Origin of the sequence: Pseudomonas sp. A2, from assembly GCF_023100865.1 — a bacterium.
Taxonomy (GTDB): Bacteria; Pseudomonadota; Gammaproteobacteria; order Pseudomonadales; family Pseudomonadaceae; genus Aquipseudomonas; species Aquipseudomonas asiatica.
In genome coordinates this window covers 36,638-55,929 of the sequence record NZ_CP039127.1, presented here as the reverse complement: position 1 = coordinate 55,929, position 19,292 = coordinate 36,638, and the positions used below count along the sequence as shown (strand labels likewise).

Below are 19,292 nucleotides of genomic sequence, written 5' to 3'. Positions count from 1 at the left end.
ATAGCCAATCCCTAACGGGGGGCTCAGCCCGCCACCGTAAGGAAAATCAGCTATTGAGAGCAGATGACTCGTTTTGGTCACCCGTGCTGCTCGCCTCACCGCATTGGCACTGAGTGGGTACATCCGGGTAGTCGCTGTGATTCTCAATGAACAGCGTTCGGCAGGTTTCGCACCCATAGATCCGGGGCAGGGATTTAAGGCCGCTCGGAAGCACGTCACTCAGAGGCTCGTTATGCCAAGGAGCCCCGTCAAGGATTCTTGAACGCAGGATGTTTCCCAGGCGCCAGGTGTCACTTTGTGCGCGCCAGGACCACATCGGCGCAGAAAGCGAATACTGGATGAAGGTCTCTTGTGACTGCCTGGATAGCGGGTACTTGGGGCGGGTCCAGCCGGAATCGATGATGCTGAACCCCATGCCCATTTCTGCGCTCGGGTGGGTCTTTTCACCAAAGAAACGGTCATGCGTCGCTGGAGCCGTCGCATGATGGTCAGTCGGTGGGAATACCCACAGATAACACTCATCCCGGTTGACCATGCTGATGAGCTCGCTTGGCCCCCGCATGGGGGAATTTGCAGCCAGGGCGAAGCGATCCTTCCACGACATTTTGGGAGGCGGCGCAATACCAGCAGCGATGGCCAACGTGGCAGTCTTGGGGACGAAGCGATCGCCTAGCTCGTTCAGATCCAGGTTCTTGCAGAGAGCCTTGAAGGCCTTTTTGCGAGTCTTCGAGCTGAAGGAGGGGTCAAGGAGCAGGCGAACCTGGTTCACGCCGATTCCCGCAGTTCGTAGCACCTCAATGACTTCTTCAGCCACACCGACTGCTTGAAGATCGGTCAATCCTAAGCACGTTTTCGCCCGCTCGACCGCCGCGTAGAGGTTGTACTGCCGTGTCTCGTTGTCACGACAGACCTGAATTGGCAGCTTGTCTTGGATGGCAACTTGCGGTGCAACGGAGCCGATGGCCGCGTGGAACAGCTGGTGGAGGTGCAGATGAGAGTACGGGCGGCCAGAAGCCGAGAACGAGGCGTGCAGCTGAGCAGCGAGAGGTTGAAGCAGCTTTTTTGCAGACATGACTATCCCCTAATGAGCGACGTTGGGGTAGCTGCGCTTGTAGGGCCGTTAGACGCGAAGCTGGACGTCGAATCAGGTTCAATCATGAATAGGAGTCAGGTTTGATTTGCTTGCACGGCCACCATGCAAAGCCCGACGCGGCAATCACATCAGATTCGCCGAGCTTTGGCAAGAGCGGTCATCGGTAAGCGAAAGCAGGTAGGAGGAGGGCGCTCCATGCTTGATCACCTCCAGAAACAGGAAAGCCGGAAGCACGTTGAGCGCTTCCGGCTTTCTCACGTCAGACTGATGAGAGGGATCAGAAGACGTATTGCAGGCGGGTCACGATGGCATTGCCGCTGTCGTCGCCCACGGTGTTCTCGTTGTTGTCGGTGCGCACGTTGATGTAGTTGGCACTGACTTTCACCGCCTCGTTGACGTACCAGTTCACACCCACCGTGTGGCTCTTGGCCTTGCGCTCGTTCGATTGGTCCGCCGCGGTGACCAGGTTGCCGTCTTCGACCTTGATATCGTCAAAGCGGTAGAAGACTTCCCAGGCCCCCAGTTCCTTGTTCTCTGGTTTGATAGTGTCGAACTTGGCACCATCGAGCTTGTAGATACGCGGCTCGCCGGTCAGGGTGTAAGCCATCTGGGCGTAGTAACCGGAGGCCTTCATGTCGTTGTTGGCCTGGTCAGCTTTCAGCTTGCGGCGAAGGTATTCCGCTTGAACCGAGAACGGGCCGGTGGCCCAGGCACCTTCGAGACCCCAGACCGAGTCGTCCTTCCACAGGCCATCTTGTGCAGCAGCACCGCCAAACAGCATGCGGTTGCCGTTGGTGCCGGCATCGCCGCCGCCATTGGTATCTACACCGCGGACGCCCAGACGCGAACGAATCCGGGTATCGACCGCACTGTTTTTGAGGTCGCGGTAAGCGTACTGAGCACCGACGTGCAGGACGTTGCCATCACTGTGCAGCGGTGCGAACACGCCACGTACGTTGTAGCGCTTGGTGCTGTCGCCATCCGAGTTGTTATTGGTTTCGCTGAAAACGCTACCGGAAACATAAGCCATGTCAGCGATGGTGCTGGTGGCTTGAACACCCATGCCGGCGTTGTCGTTGATCCAGTCCGCCAGGTCGTACGAGAGGTTCCGCTCCATGGCGGTGGTCCACTTCGAACTGGTGGCTTTCTCAAGACCGAAGTCGGTGTAGAAACGGCCAAAGCGCAGTTGCACCGGCTTGAAACCCGTGTAGGTCAGGCTGGCTTCGTCGAAGTAGCCGTCGGAGTCGTTGCCCGTGTTGCGGGAAAGGTCGTAGTTGAGCTGATACTTCCAGTCGCGGTACAGCACGCCACCGAGCTCAAGGTAGGCGCGACGGAAGTAGCCTGCGTCAGCGGTATCGCCATTCTTGGTGAAGACACCATCGAAACGGCCGTAGTCGGCCTGAACTCGGCCGCCCAGTTTGAAACTGAATTCCTTGTCAGAAGTCGATACTTCAAGACCGCCCTTGGTCTTCAGAACGATGTCAGCTCCGTCAGTGGTTACTGTTCCGGAGAATGCTTGCGAGGAAAATGTGCCTATTATTGCGGCAGCCAACAGCTTTTCCCGCATGTTCGAAGAACGGATCATTGCTTGCCTCTCGTATGTTAAGTGCTTAGCTACCGACGTTATATTTCGCCCTGCGCCGGCCTAAATTTATCTTGCAGATGGGAGCAGGCCACGGTTGTCACCCGCTGTAACAAGATGCCTTTGTTCTAAGCACTCTGACTAGGTTGCAAGCGAATATGACAGTTGTGTTTCTGTAGTGTTAACGGAGGAGTTTGAAACCTAACAAAACTGTTACCGAACAAGCCAGTCCTTCTTATCAAAGAAGCTCTTCTTGATCAATCTTCGAATTTCCAAAACCTGCGGATTGCGGACAAGCTTCGTTTTGATAACAAGATAGACATCTTTCTCCTCCAGGTCGTCCAGGAAACCCGGCACGGGTAGGATATTTCTCTCCAGTTTTCGGCTGTAGTCGGGCAGCACTCCAATACACGCACCGCCAACGACAAGGCCTCGTGATAGGTTGTAGCTCTTGACCCGAGTGGTACCGCCCTGATGCTCAGCCATTATCGATGCCCACTTTCGTGAGCCCGCCAAGATCTCTTCATCCCAAGGGACAACGAGCATGAAGTTGTGCAAATCCAAGCTCTCCACTGGAAGGGTGACGCTTCTTGAATAGCGGCTGGAAATGAACAGGGCGTGCCCAATCCGGCCAAGCCTTTCAAACCTATACGTAGGATGGCGATCAAGCGCGCCTTTATCATCTGGGCTCACCAAAGCGATACCCACATCGACTTCACACTCAGAAAGCATCTGCGTTGTGCATTCTGAATGGATTTCCAGCTGCATTTCGGCATGATCACGCACGTAGGCGACTAGATCGCGGTTTACGATGTCGTTCAGCACTGGCTCTGTGATCGCGATGGTAAGCCTGGGGACTTCCTTTTCACCGGACTTGCCAAGGCCGTCTGGGCCGAAGAGCTGGCACAGGTAATGGCTGACCCTCTCGCCTGTGCGGGTCAGGGCAAGCTTGTTGTGTTTGTAGACAAACACGGGAGCACCAATGTGCTCTTCCAGTTTCTCCAAGCGTTTCCGCAGGCCTACCACTGGCACATTGAGCCCTCGGGCAGCCTGTTTGAAACTGGCACAACGTGCTGTTGCGAAAAACTCTACGGCCAGCTGATCATCAATTGGCAAATCATCCAATATGTCAGGGCTGTAAGGAACAACGCTGCTTGTATATGTTTCATTTTGTGTAACCATTAGGTCCCCCTTAATTCGGGGAATCTATCTCAATGCCACCCGGTGTTTCCTTATCTTGTCAACATTGTAATCCACGGGTCATGCATGCGTTATCGGAAGGCTTTTATTTCGAAAGCGTAATTTTCAGGCAATCCCTCTGATATTGTAGCGTGCTAGCCTAGTGCGCCGACTTGTTACTTACCATATATAGATTCGGCTAAGGAAACTCCGAACAAGTTGCTCATCAGTCGGAAATGGGCGGCTTAGGGATGCCGAAAAGCCCGCTTTTCAGTCGCTGATTATTGGATAACCAAGGCAAAGCCTTGGTTATCCGGACTCACGGGCGCACCTCTCCCGCAGCAGGCAATAATTGCCGGCGCACCATCCACAGATTCGACAGGGCAAACAGCGTGGTCAGTTGCGCCGTGTTCTTGGCCAAGCCGCGAAAACGAGTCTTTACATAGCCGAACTGGCGTTTGATCACCCGGAACGGGTGCTCCACCTTCGCACGCACTTGCGCCTTGGCCTTTTCGATCTTGCGCTTGGCTTGGTAGAGCACGCTGCGTTTGCTCAAGTGTTTGTAGGTGCTGCGGCGGGCAGCGACCTGCCATATCACCTGCCGTCCCTCGTGTTCTGGCCGCTTTTCCACGCCTGTGTAACCCGCATCCGCACACACGACATTCTCTTCGCCATGCAATAGCTGAGCGACCTCCGTCACGTCAGCTACGTTCGCGGCGGTGCCATGAACGTGATGCACCAGACCCGATTCAGCATCCGCGCCGATGTGGGCCTTCATGCCGAAATAGTACTGGTTGCCCTTCTTCGTTTGATGCATTTCAGGATCGCGCTTGCCTTCCTTGTTCTTGGTCGAACTGGGCGCGTGGATGATGGTCGCGTCGACAATGGTGCCCTGGCGCAACGACAGGCCCTTGTCTTGCAGGTAATTGTTGATGGTTTCCAGAATGCCGGCTGCCAACTGATGCTTCTCCAGCAGGTGCCGGAAGTTCATGATCGTCGTGTCTTCGGGGATCGGAGCGCTGAGCGTCAGACGAGCGAACTGGCGCATCGAAGTGATCTCGTACAGCGCCTCTTCCATGGCGGGATCGCTCAAAGAGAACCAATTCTGCAGCAGGTGAATGCGCAGCATGGTTTCCAGAGGATAAGGCTTGCGGCCACCGCCAGCCTTTGGGTAGTGAGGCTCGATCAACGCCACCAGTCCACTCCACGGTACCACCTGTTCCATCTCGGCCAGGAAACGCTCGCGACGGGTTTGCTTGCGCTTGCCGGCGTACTCGAAATCGGAAAAGCTCATCTGACTCATGGGATGGCGGACTTGTAGAAGGCAGTTGGACGGAGGGCTATTTCAGCACAGGTCAGATGGCCTGTGCTGACTTGATCGGAGAATCCCTAATTACGCATTTACATTTAGTTCACTATTTTTTCACCTTTGCCTCCATAGGCTTTGGGCATGGAAAATCAAACCCCACCTCTTACTACCTTACTGATTCGTTATCTGGGGATCGGCTTCATAGCAACGGGAGTCCATTATGCGGTGTTCCTATTGCTGGTTACGACAGAATTCGTTACTCCGTTACTGGCCAGTATCTGTGGCGGCATGGTTGGCGCAATCGCGAGCTTCATTGGAAATAGGGCGCTCTGTTTTGTGGCAGATGGCTCTCGTAAGTTTCAGCCTGTCAGGTTTGCACTGGTCGCGTTAACCACAAACTTCGGCAATGGCGTGGGTATGTGGTTCCTCATCAAGTCGAATCTGTCACCGCTCATCTCCCAAGTCGTAGTGACCTTAAGCCTCACTGCACTTGGATTCATTGCACATCGTTTTTGGACATTCAATCATGCAGACATTACATCGCTTTCCCGAGCGCCCTGATCCCTTGTTAACCATCGTGGTCCCTTGCTTCCAGGAAGAGGAAACCATCCCCGAGTTCCACCAGCGAATCACCCGCGTGGTGAAGCGCTTACCCGTCTCCTGCGAAATCCTCTATGTCGACGACGGCAGTAATGACCGGACGGCCGACATTCTTCGCCACTATCAGGATGGGTCATCTGTACGTTGCCTGTCCCTGAGTCGCAACTTCGGCAAAGAGGCTGCACTGAGCGCCGGGATAGACCATGCCCGTGGCAGTGCGCTGATCTTCATTGATGTCGACCTGCAGGATCCACCAGAGCTCATCGCGGCCATGGTGGACTACTGGCAACGCGGCTACGACGTGGTGAACATGCAGCGCAACCTGAGAATCGGTGATTCGTGGTTCAAGCGCATGAGTGCCCGGGCTTACTACTGGGTCATGCAGCGCCTGGTGGAGAAGGTGGACATGCCGGCCGATGTCAGCGATTTCCGATTGATTGGGCCTGCGCCGCTGGCAGCCCTGCGGGCCCTGGATGAACGCTCCAGGATTCTCAAAGGCATGATCGGCTGGGTAGGCTTTCGTACCATCGAACTCCCCTACAATCGCACTGTTCGCCATGCCGGGAGCACCAAATGGAATGCAGCTGGCCTGTTCAATCTGGCCATCGAGAGCATCGTCAGCTTCTCTCGCAAACCACTGCGCATTTTCAGCCTCATCAGTTTCGGTCTTTTCGTCTCCAGCATCTGCTACATGCTTGCGTCGCTTGTGGCAGGCAGTTTCGACATCCATCACCTGATCGTCGGAATGGCTTCATTCATGTGCGTCGGTGTCGCCATGGTGGGGGAGTACCTGGGCGTGACACTCGCGGAAGTGAAGCGCCGGCCTCTCTATTTCCTGAAGCACAGCAACAAGGCAGATCCCGTGTCACTCCACCCTTCGATGGCTTCGATCGAGGGTAAGAAATGCTGAACCTGAAGAACGAGAGGACGCTGTGGTGGGTCCTGGGTTCGATTTTGCTATTGCGTTTGGTGGGGCTGGGCATCTACCCGCTGATGGACACATCTGAGGCCCGTTACGCTGAAATGGCTCGCAAGATGGTCGAGTTGAATGACTGGATCACGCCCATGTTCGACTACGGGGTACCGTTCTGGGGCAAGCCTCCGTTGTCCTTCTGGACCCAGGCCGCGAGCATGACGGTCTTCGGCGTTAACGAGTTCGCTGCGCGCTTCCCAGCGTGGCTACTCCACCTGGCAAGCTGTTTCATCATCATCAAACTCGGCACGCAGCAGATTTCTCGTAACGCCGGCATCTGGGCTGCCATTATTTTTTCCAGCACCACACTTGGCCTGGTCTCCAGCGGTGTTGTGCTGACTGACCCTGTTTTGTCGTTCTCGATTCTGCTGGCCAGCTACGGTTTCTGGCGTTGGATGAAGTGCGCCAGCAAGGCGGATGCCTACCTGATGTTCGCAGGTCTCGGGCTGGGCTTGCTTGCCAAAGGGCCGCTGACCCTGGTGCTTATGGGGGCGCCGGCATTCGCCTGGTTCGTTATCTACAAGGAATGGGGACGGGTACTGAGGCTTCCCTGGATTAGCGGCCTTGTACTCATGTTCGGTATATCCGTGCCATGGTATGTCGCGGCCGAGATGAAAACGCCCGGCTTCATGGAGTACTTCTTCGTTGGTGAGCACTGGAGCCGCTACGTCGTCAGTAACTGGGCAGGGGACCTCTATGGTAGTGCTCATGCCAAGCCGTACGGCAGCATCTGGATCCAGCTCGGATTGTCGCTACTGCCATGGGCCTTGTTTCTACCACTGTTGATCCGCAAGCGTGGATCGATGCAGCGCTTCAAAGCCTACCTCTGGCTGTGGGCCTTGGCGACACCGGTCTTCTTCACATTTGCAGGCAACATTCTGTGGACCTACCTGCTACCCGCGCTGCCAGCGTGGGCATTGCTGCTGTCTGCACGGGTCAGCGAAGTTGGCCCGAAGACCACCTGGGCTGCCGCTGCGAGCGCATTGGTGTTGCCAATCATCGGTGCGGGCATCATCTACGCCGGGGTACTAGAGGAGCGCCCTCAGAATCAGCGGGATGTGGTTCAAGCCTGGCTCAATGTGCAGTCTGCTCATTCCGCTCCCCTGATCTATCCTGGCCGCCGCTCATACTCGTCGGAGTTTTACAGCAGCGGGAAGTCCGAGAACATCAAGGATCCTGCCAAGTGGCCGCGGGATGGCTCGTTCTATCTGTCCAGGCGCTTGCGAGACAGCAAGGATGGTCTGCCCGCTGATCTAGCTTGCACATCGATCACCGAAGCGAACGCCAGCCAGCTCCTGCTGTGCCATTGGAAACGCCCCGCACAAGGTGCCGAGGGTCTGGCCGGAGAAAGCAATGCGGAAACGCCTCGCAAGAACGAAGGCTAAATTCCAAGCACAAAAAAGCCAGGTTTTACCCTGGCTTTTTTGTCGATTTCTTTCGTCATTTGAAGTCCTATTTAACCGCCGATTAATTGTCGGCTTGTTCCTTACCATCCTTGCTTTCTTTCTTTTGCTCTTGAGCGACTTGTTGTTTGTTCTGGTCCGAAGAGTCATCGCTCCATAGGCGAGCCTGTTCGGTTCGGAAGTTCTCGTTGAACTGTTTCGTTCGCTCGAAGCCGCCTTCAGCGTAAGCGGTACCCATGAGACCCAGCAGCAGGCTGCCAATAGCGATAGATTTGACAAATTTCATTGTGAACCTCGGTTCATACTAGGCCAACCTGATTAGCGGCCTTTGTTGGTTTGTAGTTTAGGAACGCGAAGCTAACGACAAGGTGAGTCAATAATTACAATTCCGTAATTTTGGCTGCAGATAGGATGCGTTAAATCTTCAAATCTGGAAGGATCATGTCTATCTCGGCACTGTCGAGGGCGACTTCGAATTTTCTCTTAAATTACAATTTTGATATCTAGCGCGTTAATTCAGCGCGGCGTTGTTGGCCGCCCTAGGAGATAGCCATGAATGACATAGAGCCCTGGGCAGTTGCTATCGGTGACTTTCGCCGCTGCACTGAAAAACTCACTGTCCAGCTCGATGAGCTGACCTCGCAGACGCGCACCTCCAGCGCTGTTCTGGAGAGGTCGAACGAACTGGTGGAGCAGGTGGACGCTGTCGGCCGGCAGATTCAGGAGGAGGTGCGAAAGGCGGAGAAGGCTTGGTCGAACGCGGAGGAGGTTGCCTTGCGCGCCGCTGCATCAGCGTATTCAGCTGCATGCCGCGGAGTCGACACCGCCATCCAGCCACTGATCTCGGAGCTTACAGCAGCGACAAAGGCGGCGGACGCCTCTATCCAGGAGCTCAAGCGGGCACCGGTGCTGGCCAAGCGTTATGTGATGGTGGTCGCCACGGCGTTCTTCATTCTGGCGCTGATCTGTGTCTACTCGACCATGCGCCTGATCGATGCCGCCGGCAGCGTAAGTGCTCAAGAGAAAGTGAATGCTCAGTACTTCTCACACCTGTGGAAAAACGCCAATCCTGACGAACAGAAGATTATTAAGTCGGTGATTCTGCGGTCGCCCATGGACCCTGTGGTCCTTCGGCACTGATGCATTGAGGCAAACAAAAGGCCCGTCGATTGACGGGCCTAATCGTGTCTGCGCAATTTAAGCGGCGGTCATTGCCGGCTGCATTTGCTGGGCTTCCGGAAAGTGAAGGTGGAACCAGGTGAAGTTTTCTTCGGTCACCTCCACGCTCGCCGATCCCTGGTGCAGACTCATGATCGACTGCACAATGGCCAAGCCAAGACCGGTACCGCCTTCGCTCCGTGCTCGGCTCTTGTCCACACGGTAGAACCGCTCAAACAAGTGCGCGTGGTGTTCCTTGGCAATACCACGGCCGGGGTTGCCGACACTCAACGTCGTACCGCTCGCACTATGCTGCACCTTAACGTAGACCGTGCGGCCGCGAGGGCAGTAACGGATCGCGTTCGAGACCAGATTCGAGACGGCACGTTGAACCATCAGGCGATTCCCGCGCACCACGTCATCACTGCCGGAGATCTGCAGCTGAATCTCGCCTTCTTCTGCTGAAATGCTGAAGAGCTCGCACACTCGCTGAACCTCGTCGACCAAGGAGACGGATTCGAACTCCACCATTGATGCTGGATGACTGACCTGGGCCAAGAACAGCATGTCGGAAACCATGCGGCTCATGCGGTCCAGCTCTTCTGTGCACGACTCCAGAACCTCCCGGTACTCGGAAAGCGATCGTTCTCTGGTCAAGGCAACCTGGGCCTTGCCCATCAGGTTGGAAAGCGGTGCTCGAAGTTCGTGAGCAAGGTCGTCAGAAAACTGCGAGAGCTGCTGAACCCCATCATCCAGGCGAGCCAGCATGATGTTGATGCCGTCGGCGAGCATTTTGAGTTCTGCCGGCATCCCATCAGTTGGAAGGCGATGGTCAAGGCTCTCGGTTGAGATTTTCGAGGCGATCTTGAGGAACTTGGTCAGTGGTAGCAGGCCTCTGCGCACAGTCCACCAGCCAATGGCCAAGATCAGTGCGAGGATGACGGGGGACATCATCAAGGCCCAGGTCAGCAACGCATCGAGCAGCGCCTCACTGGATGACTGGTCCATGGTCATATAGACGCTGACCTCTGTTCCATCGCCCAAACGCATGATTCGAGAAGCACTCAGCAGAGGACGGTCCTGCGTATCACGCCATTCGTGCTCTTTGGGCTGGGCCGCCGGCTGAAACTTGTGCACCTCCAGATTGACCTGTTTCGAGCCAATCGAGAGCAGGGGAGTCTGATTCTGTGAGGTATCGAATATGCTCACATACAGGTTGTTGTGGCCCATGACCAAATCGACAAGCTGATGCGCATCCGCGTTGACGCCGGAGATGTCCGGGATGGTGGACAGGTTGTGAGCCATCCCCGCCATCTTTACTTCCAGGTCTGCTCTGGCATTTCTTTCCAGAGCCTTGCCTACCATCAGATAGCCAAAGGTGGCGAACAGAAGCAGCAACGCTGCGCTCATCAACCCAACTTTTAACCCCAGCTTTGCAGCCAGGCTGAATGGCCTCATGCGCGTTCCTCAAAAACGTACCCAACGCCACGAAGCGTGTGAATGAGCTTGGTTTCAAACGGGTCATCGATCTTCGAGCGCAAGCGCCGGATGGCTACATCGATGACATTGGTGTCGCAATCGAAATTCATATCCCAGACCAACGAGATGATCTGAGAGCGAGTCAGCGCTTCGCCCGTTCGGCTCATGAGCAGGTGCAGAAGCGCAAATTCCTTGGTGGTGAGATCGATGCGTGTGCCACCGCGGAAGACGCGATGGCGGACGGAGTCGAGTTCCAGATCGGCAATTTTCAGCGAGCTCTTCTCGACTAACTCATCACCACGGCGTTGCAGCGAACGGATGCGAGCAAGCAGCTCAGGGAATTCGAATGGCTTCACAAGGTAGTCATCCGCGCCGCCGTCCAAGCCCTTGAGCTTGTCATTGATGCGTCCGCGGGCGGTCAGCATGATGATGCGGACCCGGCTGGTCTTACGGATGGTTTCCAGCAGGTCCCAGCCGTCGATACCCGGGAGGTTCACGTCCAGGAGGACCAACGAATAGACATTAGTGTTGAACAAGTGCAGAGCATCTACACCGTTGTGCACGATATCTACGACATACCCGCTTTCGGATAGGCCCTGCTGAAGATATTCGGCAGTTTTAATTTCGTCTTCCACAACTAGAACGCGCATAACTTATCTCAAGGTGTGAGGAAGGAGTTGGCCTAATCCGCCAAGATTATGGTTGCAGGCTGTTCGAAAGTTTGGCTGAGGGTATGGCATGTGGTAGTCGCTACCTCTGTCCATACGCCGGGTCACCTGAGGACGCTTGAATCTTAACGCGAAGAAGCTGGCCGCGGCGAAATCCTACAAATTTGTAATGTAGCCGCAAGATTTCTGACAGTCATGCAGGCTCCACCCCTAAGCATAGCGGATTCTGGGGCCTGCGGCGGTGTATGACAGATTCGCCTGGCAGGTGGAATCGGCCAGGACAGGCAGCATTTCGGTCGTTAGCTTGCAAGGACTGGTACTGGCCTTGGATCGAGGGCGCCACGCAGGCAGACCCCATGCACGGCCGCAAACCGCAGCGCCTTTCTGCAAATTAGTTCACGTGGCGGCTCGATATTCTCTCGAATAATTATCTTACAATCTATTACATGTCCAAATTGTAATTGCCCGATCATCTTGGTGTTAGCCTCCTTTGCTAGTTTAAGGGCAGCGGAAGAGGCATCGCTGCTTTGGAAATTGTCTCATTTCAAAGCAGCTTGGCAAGAGCACCGAGCAGTTGTTCGCGCCAGTGCATTCACCTGTAAACCATACGCTCCTTTGGTAGGTGAATTTTAGCGCCCCCCTACGGGCGCTTTTTTATTAAGGGACTTCTTATGAACACTACTGTATCAGCGATCGCCGTGTTTTTGCTCTTTACATCACTAACAGCCAATGCCCAAAGCGGTATGGAGATCAATAAACGCATCGAGCGTACTGCTAGAGAGGCTACAGCGGATTATGCTCAACGCGTAAAAAAGCCCATGCCTCAACTAGAAGACTACGCCTATGGCATGGACCTGGACGTTGGTAAGTTGGTGTATGTATCACCCAGTGTGCGGTACTGCGGTAATGTAAGAAGCATGATGACCTACGAAGACTCGAAAGGCGAACTGCACATGGTTCGCTACCTGGTGAAGGGCGAGTGTGTTAATAGCCGTTAAGACTCATCAAGATGATCCCTGCGGCCACCGGATCATAGAAGCTCAATGCCGAACCGGCGCAGCAGTATGGCGAAGCCTCCGAAGCTGGCCATTGTGATGAGGATGCTGCTGATCAGTGTCGGCCAAAAGCCGAGCTTAGGTAGCAGCAATGGAAAAGCAATAAACATCGGTAGGGTCGGAAGCACGTACCAGAACGTGTACCAAGCATGGTTGGAGATCTTCTCCATGCTCTGGTTCTCTAAATAGAGCCAGACCAACGTCACGACCGTGACCAAGGGTAGGGCGGCGACCAAGCCGCCCAGCTTGTCGCTGCGTTTCGCCAGCTCTGACACGAGAATCACTATACCGGCAGTGAGTAGGTACTTCGTGATGATCCAGGCCATCGCTGAGCCTTCTGGAGGTTGTTGACGAGGGCAGGCGAAGCCATTCACCAACCCCCTTGAAGCGCTCCTGCCGTTTACGGCATCCCTCACCGCATTTTTTTTGCAACATCACCCTCAGCCAGGAGGGTGATGTGTTTGCATGGTGTTTACCGATCGGTCAGTGCGAGGGTGAGGGAACGCTCTCGTGGAAAGCTGCCCGCTCGATCTGGATGGTGCAGTGATGGATTTCGAATGCATCGCTGACAGCATCCACGACGGCCGCCAACACAGCATCCCCATCTGCAGAATCCCGAACCACTACGTGCGACGTCATCACGTTACTGCCACTGCTGACAGCCCACACGTGCAAGTCATGAACGTCCGTCACGCCATCTACTCCGAGGATGGTGGCCTCGATTGCCGTAACGTCGAGCCCCCTCGGGACACCCTCCATGAGGATCCCCAGGCTTTCGCGAAGCAACTGCCACGTCCGCGGCAGAACCCAAAGGCCGATCGCCACAGCGACAATCGTGTCGACCCAGGTCCAGCCGGTGAAGCGGATGATAAGTGCCGCGATGATTACGCCAAGCGAGCCGAGCATGTCGCTCCAAACTTCGAGGTAGGCTCCTTTGACGTTGAGGCTTTCGTTGCTCGCAGATGCCAGAAGGCGCATCGAAATTAGGTTGATGATCAGGCCGGCGATTGCGATCCACATCATCGCTCCGGTAGCGATCTCCGCCGGCATGAAGAAGCGCTGGTAGGCCTCATACAAGATGTACATCGCCACCAGGAAGAGCAGCACGGCGTTGAACGTCGAAGCCAGAATTTCCAGGCGCGCATAGCCGAAGGTTCTTTTCTGATCCGCCGGCCGCTTGGCTATCTGAAGTGCAATCAGTGAGATCGCCAAGGCGGCAGTATCTGTGAACATGTGAGATGCGTCCGACAGCAGCGCCAGGCTGCCGGTAATCCACGCACCGATCACTTCTGCAATCATGAAGCTGCCAGTCAAGCCGAGCGCCATGATTAGCTTCTTCTGATGCCCCTCGCGTACTGCAGCGCTGCCATGGTCATGATTTGAACCCACGTATTTCTCCTTGCGCAGGGTTGTGGTCTCGTTGGCCTTCCTGTCTACCTAGCCTTAGAGCGTCGCTTGGCCACAGTGACTGCAAAATCTTGCTCCTGCACTCAGCAGCGAGCCGCAGGCGGTGCAACCACTCGATAGCGGTGTTCCGCAGTTTAGACAAAAGCGTGCTGACGGATCGTTGGCCGTCCGGCACTGCCTGCAGCCCTGCAGATCTTTGATGGGGGCAGGAGTGGGAGGGCGCCCGCCGTCATACACCTGATTACCGCCGTCGCAGCCCTGCTGCCGGCCATGGCGATCATATTGCTCGGCCCCATGTCCCCCGCTGTGGTGCTTGCCTCCACCGTGGTTTCCACGGCCATGGTGCCCGCCCAGGATGTTTTTGAAAAAGCTCATGGTATTCGCCCCTCATTGATGGGTGACATATTAACGAGCAAAAGTTGAAAATAATATTCTGCTCGCGAGAAAGACTTGTAAGTTGAATTGAAAGTTCAAAATTAGCCTACGACAAAACGAAACCGTTTTGTTTGTGAAATTAAATTTATCTAGCTGAGCGGAGCATTGCTTTTGGTGGGTAGTATCCCCCTAATTTTGATCATAGCGTGATCAATGACAATCAAAACAGCAGTAATTGGATTTCTGTCAGCATTGTAATCCCGAGGTCATCGTGTCGTTATCAGGTCCCGGAAATAATGCGCTCAGCGAGATTCATTTCTCTTTTTATCCCTATGCCTCACACATACTAAGCGTCCCCAACGCCTAGGGGCCTAAGGCCTCTGACGCTCCGCACATTGCGCAATCGCTCAGCATCTGTCGACGGTTTGCCTTGTAGCTCCCGCTAACTCCATAGCTACCGCCATGGATAAGCAGCTTCCAGAGTTTGATAATGACACCTTCCAAATCCATTGTTCACACCCTGTTAAGCAAATGGATCTTTGCTATTCGCAATGCGCGGCAGAAAGGCATCAGTACTAATTTGCTAATCGGCCTGGTGACTTTTTGGTTACTGCTATTCGCGAACGCTGAGCTCTGGAACGTGCTCTGGAAGCTGGTATTCAAAACCGATGAAGTGAACTGGCAGCTAGCGGCTAGCCTCCCAGTCATAGTATTCGCATGGGTGTTTACCGTTCTGAGCTTGCTGTCATGGGGGCGGCTGGCCAAACCCATACTGTGCCTGGTACTGATCAGCGCGTCTTTTGCGAGTTACTTCATGAATGCCTACGGCATCGTGATCGATTACACAATGTTCACCAACGTTGTGGAGACCGACGTCGCTGAGGCAACCGAGCTGCTGAATTGGAAGCTCGGTCTTTGGGTCGCAATGGTTGGGGTGTTGCCCGTCTACCTGATTGCCCGGGTTCCCCTCCGGCGCAAGCCTTGGGCCAAAGCTTTGGTCAGCAGGTTCATTGCTCTGTCGCTCGCTCTGTTGACCTTATCTGGCATCGCGTTGAGTCAGTACCAGTCGTATGCCTCCTTGCTGCGCAACAATCGGGAGATCCGGCTGATTCTGGTACCTACCAACTTGTTTGCGGCTGGCCATGGGTACCTGAAGCGTCAGCTGGCCTCACCTAAAACGCTGACGGCCATTGGTACTGATGCGGTAGTTAATCGACAGGGTGCGGCTCGTAAACCCAGGCTGCTGGTACTGGCAGTAGGAGAGACCGCTCGCTCCGCCAACTTCTCCCTCAACGGCTACTCCCGTGAAACGAATCCGGAACTAGAAAAGCGAAATGTCATTAGCTTCACGAACGTGAGCTCCTGCGGTACCGCTACCGCGGTCTCGCTGCCATGCATGTTCCTGGACGTGGGTAAGGCCCAGTACAAAGATGGCTTGGCCAAGAGCCGAGAAGGGCTGCTCGACGTGCTTCAACGCGCTGGCATCAGTGTCATGTGGACTGACAACAACTCGGGGTGCAAAGGGGTCTGCGACAGGGTTCCCAACCACAAGGCTGCCTCTCACGCGGATTCCCAACTGTGCACCAGCGAGGAGTGTAAGGACGGGGTGCTGCTCACGGAGATGCAAGACTTCATCAAGCGCCAGGAAGGCGATGCTGTCCTGGTGCTCCACTACAAAGGCAGTCACGGCCCGGCCTACTACAAGCGCTACCCCTCGCAATTCAAGAAATTCGCACCGGTGTGCGAGACCAACGAGCTCGACAAATGTAAGCAGGAGGAGGTGGTCAATGCCTACGACAACTCAATCCTCTACACCGATTATGTGACTGCAAATCTCATCGATATCCTGGCGGCCAACACCAAGTTCGACACTGCGCTGATGTACGTTTCGGACCACGGCGAATCGCTGGGGGAGGGTGGGCTCTATCTACACGGGCTGCCTTACGCGATGGCTCCTGACGAGCAAACAAAGGTGCCGTTGGTACTTTGGATGTCTGACTCGCTCGCGAAGAGCGAAAAGGTCAACGTGGGTTGTTTGAAAGCTCAAACCACGTCACCGCTGAGCCACGACAACCTGTTCCACACCGTGCTCGGCATGATGAACGTCCAGACGTCTTCGTATCGCTCAGCGCTGGATTTCACTGCCCCTTGTAAGCCCTTTGTCGGAGGCTCTTATTCTGGCCTCTGAATGTTCGATGTGGACCGGATCATCGGCCAGGCGGTTCTGCACCAGCCTGCTTTGACAGCTGAGAGAAGCTGGACTAATTACATAGCTGCATTCAACAACCCAAGCGGAAAAGGAAGTTTTGCATGAGCATCAAGCCAGGCCCAAAGCGCACCAATGAAGATGGCACTCCGGACAAAAGGCAGCGAGTCACCCCTGAAAAGCAGAAGGACCATCCGGACCTGAAACCCCACAAGCACAAAAAGGGGGAGTAAGAAAAAAGCAGCTCTCGGGAGCTGCTTTTTTTTTGGGGCTGTGTGCAAACCCTCCCGACCGTCTCGCTGATCAATCGGACCGCGTCGTGAGTCTTCCGCTTGGCTTGATGGATTCTGAAGCTACCTCCGGATCGGTTATCCCTTCAGTGCGGACGACGAGACTGATATCCCAGAGCGTTGAGCTGATACTCGCTGACAGCCCGAAATTGTGATTCTGCGATTTGACGCAGGCGCTCAACCTCTTCGGCAGATGAGCCAGAAGCCTGCGCCTCGTGGTATTGCTTCATCGCATCCACTGCGTCGGTATACATGGGGTGGTCGGGGAGAAGAGCTGGTATCTTTTTCGTCATGTAGCGGCAGGTCCTCACTGGATAGTCGACGGTGGTTTACCTGCTTTGAGGAGCTGAAAATCAATGACCGCCTGATAGAGCGAATCTGCCAATAGGTGAAGACGCTGTACCTCAAGGTCTGGCAATCCAGCAGCCTCCGCTTCGTGGGCCTGTCGGATAGCTTCAAGCGCTTGCCTCATCAGTGGCTCACCAGCCTCGACCATTCCAATGAATGTGCGCTTCACAACATTTTGCTCCACTCAGCTGAAGATGAATTATAGGACACCGCGGCGTGGCAAGGCCCCGAGCAGCACAGGTGTTCGACGTCCGGCTGAACGAACCAATGAGGAGCGCGCTGGCCTGGGGAGTGGCCAGGGCGCGTGTCATAGCTACGTTGTAAACCACTTTTTTCACTGTAAACCACTGTGGTTTACAGTGAAAAAAAGTGGTTTACAGCAGGCCTCCTCAGGCCTGAGTCAGCTCCAGCAGATCGCCCAGTTCCTCCCGGGCCATCTTCACTCTATCCATTCTGCGATAAGGATGATCAACCGGCATCCGGATAAGAGATTCGAACCAAGCCGAATCGAATTTGATGACTTCCTTGTGAATGTGCTCAAGCTCACCTCCGCGAGGCTGTGACACTACAAACTCCATGCTTTCAACCAAGCCAGACGCTTCACTGTCTTTGACGATTCGATGGCGGATGAAACTCATTTTGAGATCAAAATATGCCGCCTTCGAACCAGGCACCTTCTTCGATTCCAGCCGACCAGTGCTGCTGATTTCCGCCCCCGGCACCTCAGCGGCAATAGCTTTCACCAGCTCAGCATTTCCACTGACCTTCTGGCCAAACAGGCGGGTGGCGTCCGACATGTAAGCAAAGATCCATGGCACATTGCGAAGCGTCGCGCCGGTATAGAGGTAGCCACGCTCTCCCTTGTAACGCTGCAGCATGCCTCTCAACGCGTTCTCGGAAAGGACCAGTTGGGTCTCTTTCTCCAGGATGTAAACCACGCGATCGAACTGTTCGATCAATAGCTTGAGAATCTTCCGCGGGACGCCGTCAAACCTGGTTTTTCGTTCTGTTTTCTTATGCTGGCGAGGCTTGAAGTACGGGCAATCGTTACGGGCCTCACTATCAAATGGAGCGATGCCGCGAATGCTCTTAGTAGCATGTTTCCCGAATGGGTTCTTCACGTTAGGCGGTAGCTCATACAGCCCAACCAGCTGGACAGGGTTGTCGCATGCCGGGCATACAGCAAACTGAGCTAGCTTGCCCGCACTTCCAGGCTGGTACCACGGATCTCTGCGGAAGGTCTCGGCCTCGAAACCTTCCTTGTCGATGATCTTGCTTTCTGTGTCTTCGATGCGGAGCTTATAGACATCCATCTTTGCTGAAACCGTATCAATAGAGGGTTTCTGGATGGTAACGAGCGAGGATAGGCAGCAGTAGGCCTAACTGACCCTTTTGGTGGTCACCCACTGGTTTGAGGCCAGCCCAAAGCATGCCTGATCGACCTGGGCGGGCCCTAGAAACAACTAACCCCCTGATGCGCAGTACAGGTCTGGGACCTGCCCGAGGCGTGGGGGCTATTCTTGGAGCGACAGTGACACCGGCTCCGGAGAAAATCAATTGGTTTGTAGAGCAGCCGGTCAGCTAAGGTCAAACCCAGATCCTAAAGGGGAGGCCGATAGCAGCTCAGTCAGCATCATCGGCACCTTCTTCATCTTCATCGGTATCCCCAACACTGAGCCAGTCGTGAAGGTTGTACCGCACGAAGTCTTCCGCATCGAGCATGGTAAAGTCTTGTAGCACCGTGACGTCTGCTCCACCGAAGTACAGCCCATCGTTGAGATTTCTGGCCACCCCGAGCACTTCATTCAGCTGGTCGTGCAGCTCATTTGCGCGCCTGGCGTGCTCTCGTTTGGTCAAAAACCGGAACACCACCTCGTAGGGCTCAGGGGTGGTATTACCCGCTTTGCTTCAAGCCGCAGGAGTTGCAGGTCCGTTGCAGCTTGATGGTTTTACTTAAGGAGCCAAGCCAGCTCTCCAATCCGCAGATGCTGTGCACATTTTTTTGCACATATCTCACGCCACGATACCCCAGTAGATTCAGGCTTTTCGCAGCCTTTGCATAGGTGAGTCGCGATGGATTTCTACACATCTCAATGAGGAAACCTAAGCTCCGTTTTCCACGTATTCCTCCGCTACAGAACGCTTTTCTGCGGTGTGTCCCCTGACA

General features: G+C 54.9%; 21 protein-coding genes. 7 read left to right on the top strand and 14 right to left on the bottom strand.

Going from position 1 to position 19,292, the window contains the following annotated elements; translation table 11 throughout:
- Window positions 1-46: 46 nt before the first annotated feature.
- From E5221_RS00275 to E5221_RS00260, 4 genes are all read right to left on the bottom strand, one after another.
- Complete coding sequence (locus E5221_RS00275) at window positions 47-1,072, bottom strand: hypothetical protein (protein WP_011953109.1); 1,026 nt, start codon at window positions 1,070-1,072, stop codon at window positions 47-49.
- 298 nt (window positions 1,073-1,370) lie between these two features.
- Window positions 1,371-2,678 carry an OprO/OprP family phosphate-selective porin gene (locus tag E5221_RS00270; protein ID WP_009395904.1) on the bottom strand — a complete coding sequence of 436 codons (1,308 nt, stop codon included), beginning with the start codon at window positions 2,676-2,678 and terminating at the stop codon, window positions 1,371-1,373.
- Between the two features lie 210 nt (window positions 2,679-2,888).
- On the bottom strand, window positions 2,889-3,857 hold the full coding sequence (locus E5221_RS00265) for a LysR family transcriptional regulator (RefSeq protein WP_011953108.1): 969 nt from the start codon (window positions 3,855-3,857) through the stop codon (window positions 2,889-2,891).
- A gap of 316 nt (window positions 3,858-4,173) precedes the next feature.
- Entirely contained in the window at window positions 4,174-5,157 is a 984-nt protein-coding gene (locus E5221_RS00260; RefSeq protein WP_013973047.1) for an IS5-like element IS2000 family transposase, read from the bottom strand.
- A gap of 147 nt (window positions 5,158-5,304) precedes the next feature.
- Here E5221_RS00260 and E5221_RS00255 point away from each other — a divergent pair, with 147 nt between their 5' ends.
- Genes E5221_RS00255 through E5221_RS00245 form a run of 3 tightly spaced genes read left to right on the top strand, consistent with a single transcriptional unit; the run spans window position 5,305 to window position 8,121 of the window.
- Window positions 5,305-5,724, top strand: a complete 420-nt coding sequence (locus tag E5221_RS00255) for a GtrA family protein (protein WP_010951446.1) — start codon at window positions 5,305-5,307, stop codon at window positions 5,722-5,724.
- Window positions 5,690-6,673, top strand: a complete 984-nt coding sequence (locus tag E5221_RS00250; RefSeq protein ID WP_010951445.1) for a glycosyltransferase family 2 protein — start codon at window positions 5,690-5,692, stop codon at window positions 6,671-6,673. Before E5221_RS00255 ends, E5221_RS00250 begins: the two co-directional genes overlap by 35 nt.
- Window positions 6,667-8,121 carry a phospholipid carrier-dependent glycosyltransferase gene (locus E5221_RS00245; protein WP_010951444.1) on the top strand — a complete coding sequence of 485 codons (1,455 nt, stop codon included), beginning with the start codon at window positions 6,667-6,669 and terminating at the stop codon, window positions 8,119-8,121. The genes E5221_RS00250 and E5221_RS00245 overlap by 7 nt, the downstream gene beginning before the upstream one ends.
- A gap of 82 nt (window positions 8,122-8,203) precedes the next feature.
- Here E5221_RS00245 and E5221_RS00240 read toward each other — a convergent pair whose 3' ends face one another.
- Complete coding sequence (locus E5221_RS00240; protein WP_010951443.1) at window positions 8,204-8,425, bottom strand: hypothetical protein; 222 nt, start codon at window positions 8,423-8,425, stop codon at window positions 8,204-8,206.
- Window positions 8,426-8,691: 266 nt separating this feature from the next.
- Between E5221_RS00240 and E5221_RS00235 the strand changes: the two genes are divergently transcribed.
- Window positions 8,692-9,279, top strand: a complete 588-nt coding sequence (locus E5221_RS00235) for a hypothetical protein (RefSeq protein WP_010951442.1) — start codon at window positions 8,692-8,694, stop codon at window positions 9,277-9,279.
- Window positions 9,280-9,336: 57 nt separating this feature from the next.
- Here the strand turns inward: E5221_RS00235 and E5221_RS00230 are convergent, their stop codons facing one another.
- Together E5221_RS00230 and E5221_RS00225 are read right to left on the bottom strand one after the other, a co-directional pair.
- Window positions 9,337-10,755 carry a heavy metal sensor histidine kinase gene (locus E5221_RS00230; RefSeq protein WP_011953107.1) on the bottom strand — a complete coding sequence of 473 codons (1,419 nt, stop codon included), beginning with the start codon at window positions 10,753-10,755 and terminating at the stop codon, window positions 9,337-9,339.
- Complete coding sequence (locus E5221_RS00225) at window positions 10,752-11,426, bottom strand: heavy metal response regulator transcription factor (protein WP_003253457.1); 675 nt, start codon at window positions 11,424-11,426, stop codon at window positions 10,752-10,754. Before E5221_RS00225 ends, E5221_RS00230 begins: the two co-directional genes overlap by 4 nt.
- Window positions 11,427-12,115: 689 nt before the next feature.
- On the opposite strand from E5221_RS00225, the gene E5221_RS00220 reads away from it, so the two are divergent.
- Window positions 12,116-12,442, top strand: a complete 327-nt coding sequence (locus E5221_RS00220; protein WP_011953106.1) for a DUF2790 domain-containing protein — start codon at window positions 12,116-12,118, stop codon at window positions 12,440-12,442.
- Between the two features lie 32 nt (window positions 12,443-12,474).
- Here E5221_RS00220 and E5221_RS00215 read toward each other — a convergent pair whose 3' ends face one another.
- From E5221_RS00215 to E5221_RS00205, 3 genes are all read right to left on the bottom strand, one after another.
- Entirely contained in the window at window positions 12,475-12,825 is a 351-nt protein-coding gene (locus E5221_RS00215) for a DUF3147 family protein (protein ID WP_011953105.1), read from the bottom strand.
- 157 nt (window positions 12,826-12,982) lie between these two features.
- Window positions 12,983-13,888: a cation diffusion facilitator family transporter gene (locus E5221_RS00210; protein ID WP_010951438.1), complete on the bottom strand. Its 906-nt coding sequence runs from the start codon at window positions 13,886-13,888 to the stop codon at window positions 12,983-12,985.
- Window positions 13,889-13,942: 54 nt separating this feature from the next.
- Window positions 13,943-14,281 carry a zinc ribbon domain-containing protein gene (locus E5221_RS00205; protein WP_071890582.1) on the bottom strand — a complete coding sequence of 113 codons (339 nt, stop codon included), beginning with the start codon at window positions 14,279-14,281 and terminating at the stop codon, window positions 13,943-13,945.
- Between the two features lie 490 nt (window positions 14,282-14,771).
- Here E5221_RS00205 and E5221_RS00200 point away from each other — a divergent pair, with 490 nt between their 5' ends.
- Both E5221_RS00200 and E5221_RS28790 read left to right on the top strand, forming a co-directional pair.
- Window positions 14,772-16,469 (top strand): phosphoethanolamine--lipid A transferase, encoded by a 1,698-nt coding sequence (locus E5221_RS00200; RefSeq protein ID WP_003298414.1) that lies wholly within the window; start codon window positions 14,772-14,774, stop codon window positions 16,467-16,469.
- Between the two features lie 122 nt (window positions 16,470-16,591).
- The gene (locus E5221_RS28790) at window positions 16,592-16,720 is read left to right on the top strand and encodes a hypothetical protein (protein WP_003253468.1); all 129 of its coding nucleotides are present in this window, start codon (window positions 16,592-16,594) and stop codon (window positions 16,718-16,720) included.
- 143 nt (window positions 16,721-16,863) lie between these two features.
- On the opposite strand, the gene E5221_RS00195 is transcribed toward E5221_RS28790, so the two are convergent.
- The 4 genes from E5221_RS00195 to E5221_RS00180 form a co-directional block, all read right to left on the bottom strand.
- Window positions 16,864-17,070: a hypothetical protein gene (locus E5221_RS00195; protein WP_011953104.1), complete on the bottom strand. Its 207-nt coding sequence runs from the start codon at window positions 17,068-17,070 to the stop codon at window positions 16,864-16,866.
- A 14-nt stretch (window positions 17,071-17,084) separates the two neighbouring features.
- Window positions 17,085-17,294, bottom strand: a complete 210-nt coding sequence (locus E5221_RS00190; protein ID WP_015268418.1) for a hypothetical protein — start codon at window positions 17,292-17,294, stop codon at window positions 17,085-17,087.
- A 220-nt stretch (window positions 17,295-17,514) separates the two neighbouring features.
- On the bottom strand, window positions 17,515-18,438 hold the full coding sequence (locus tag E5221_RS00185) for a hypothetical protein (RefSeq protein WP_011953102.1): 924 nt from the start codon (window positions 18,436-18,438) through the stop codon (window positions 17,515-17,517).
- A 310-nt stretch (window positions 18,439-18,748) separates the two neighbouring features.
- Window positions 18,749-18,982, bottom strand: a complete 234-nt coding sequence (locus E5221_RS00180) for a hypothetical protein (RefSeq protein WP_156867445.1) — start codon at window positions 18,980-18,982, stop codon at window positions 18,749-18,751.
- Window positions 18,983-19,292: the final 310 nt, after the last annotated feature.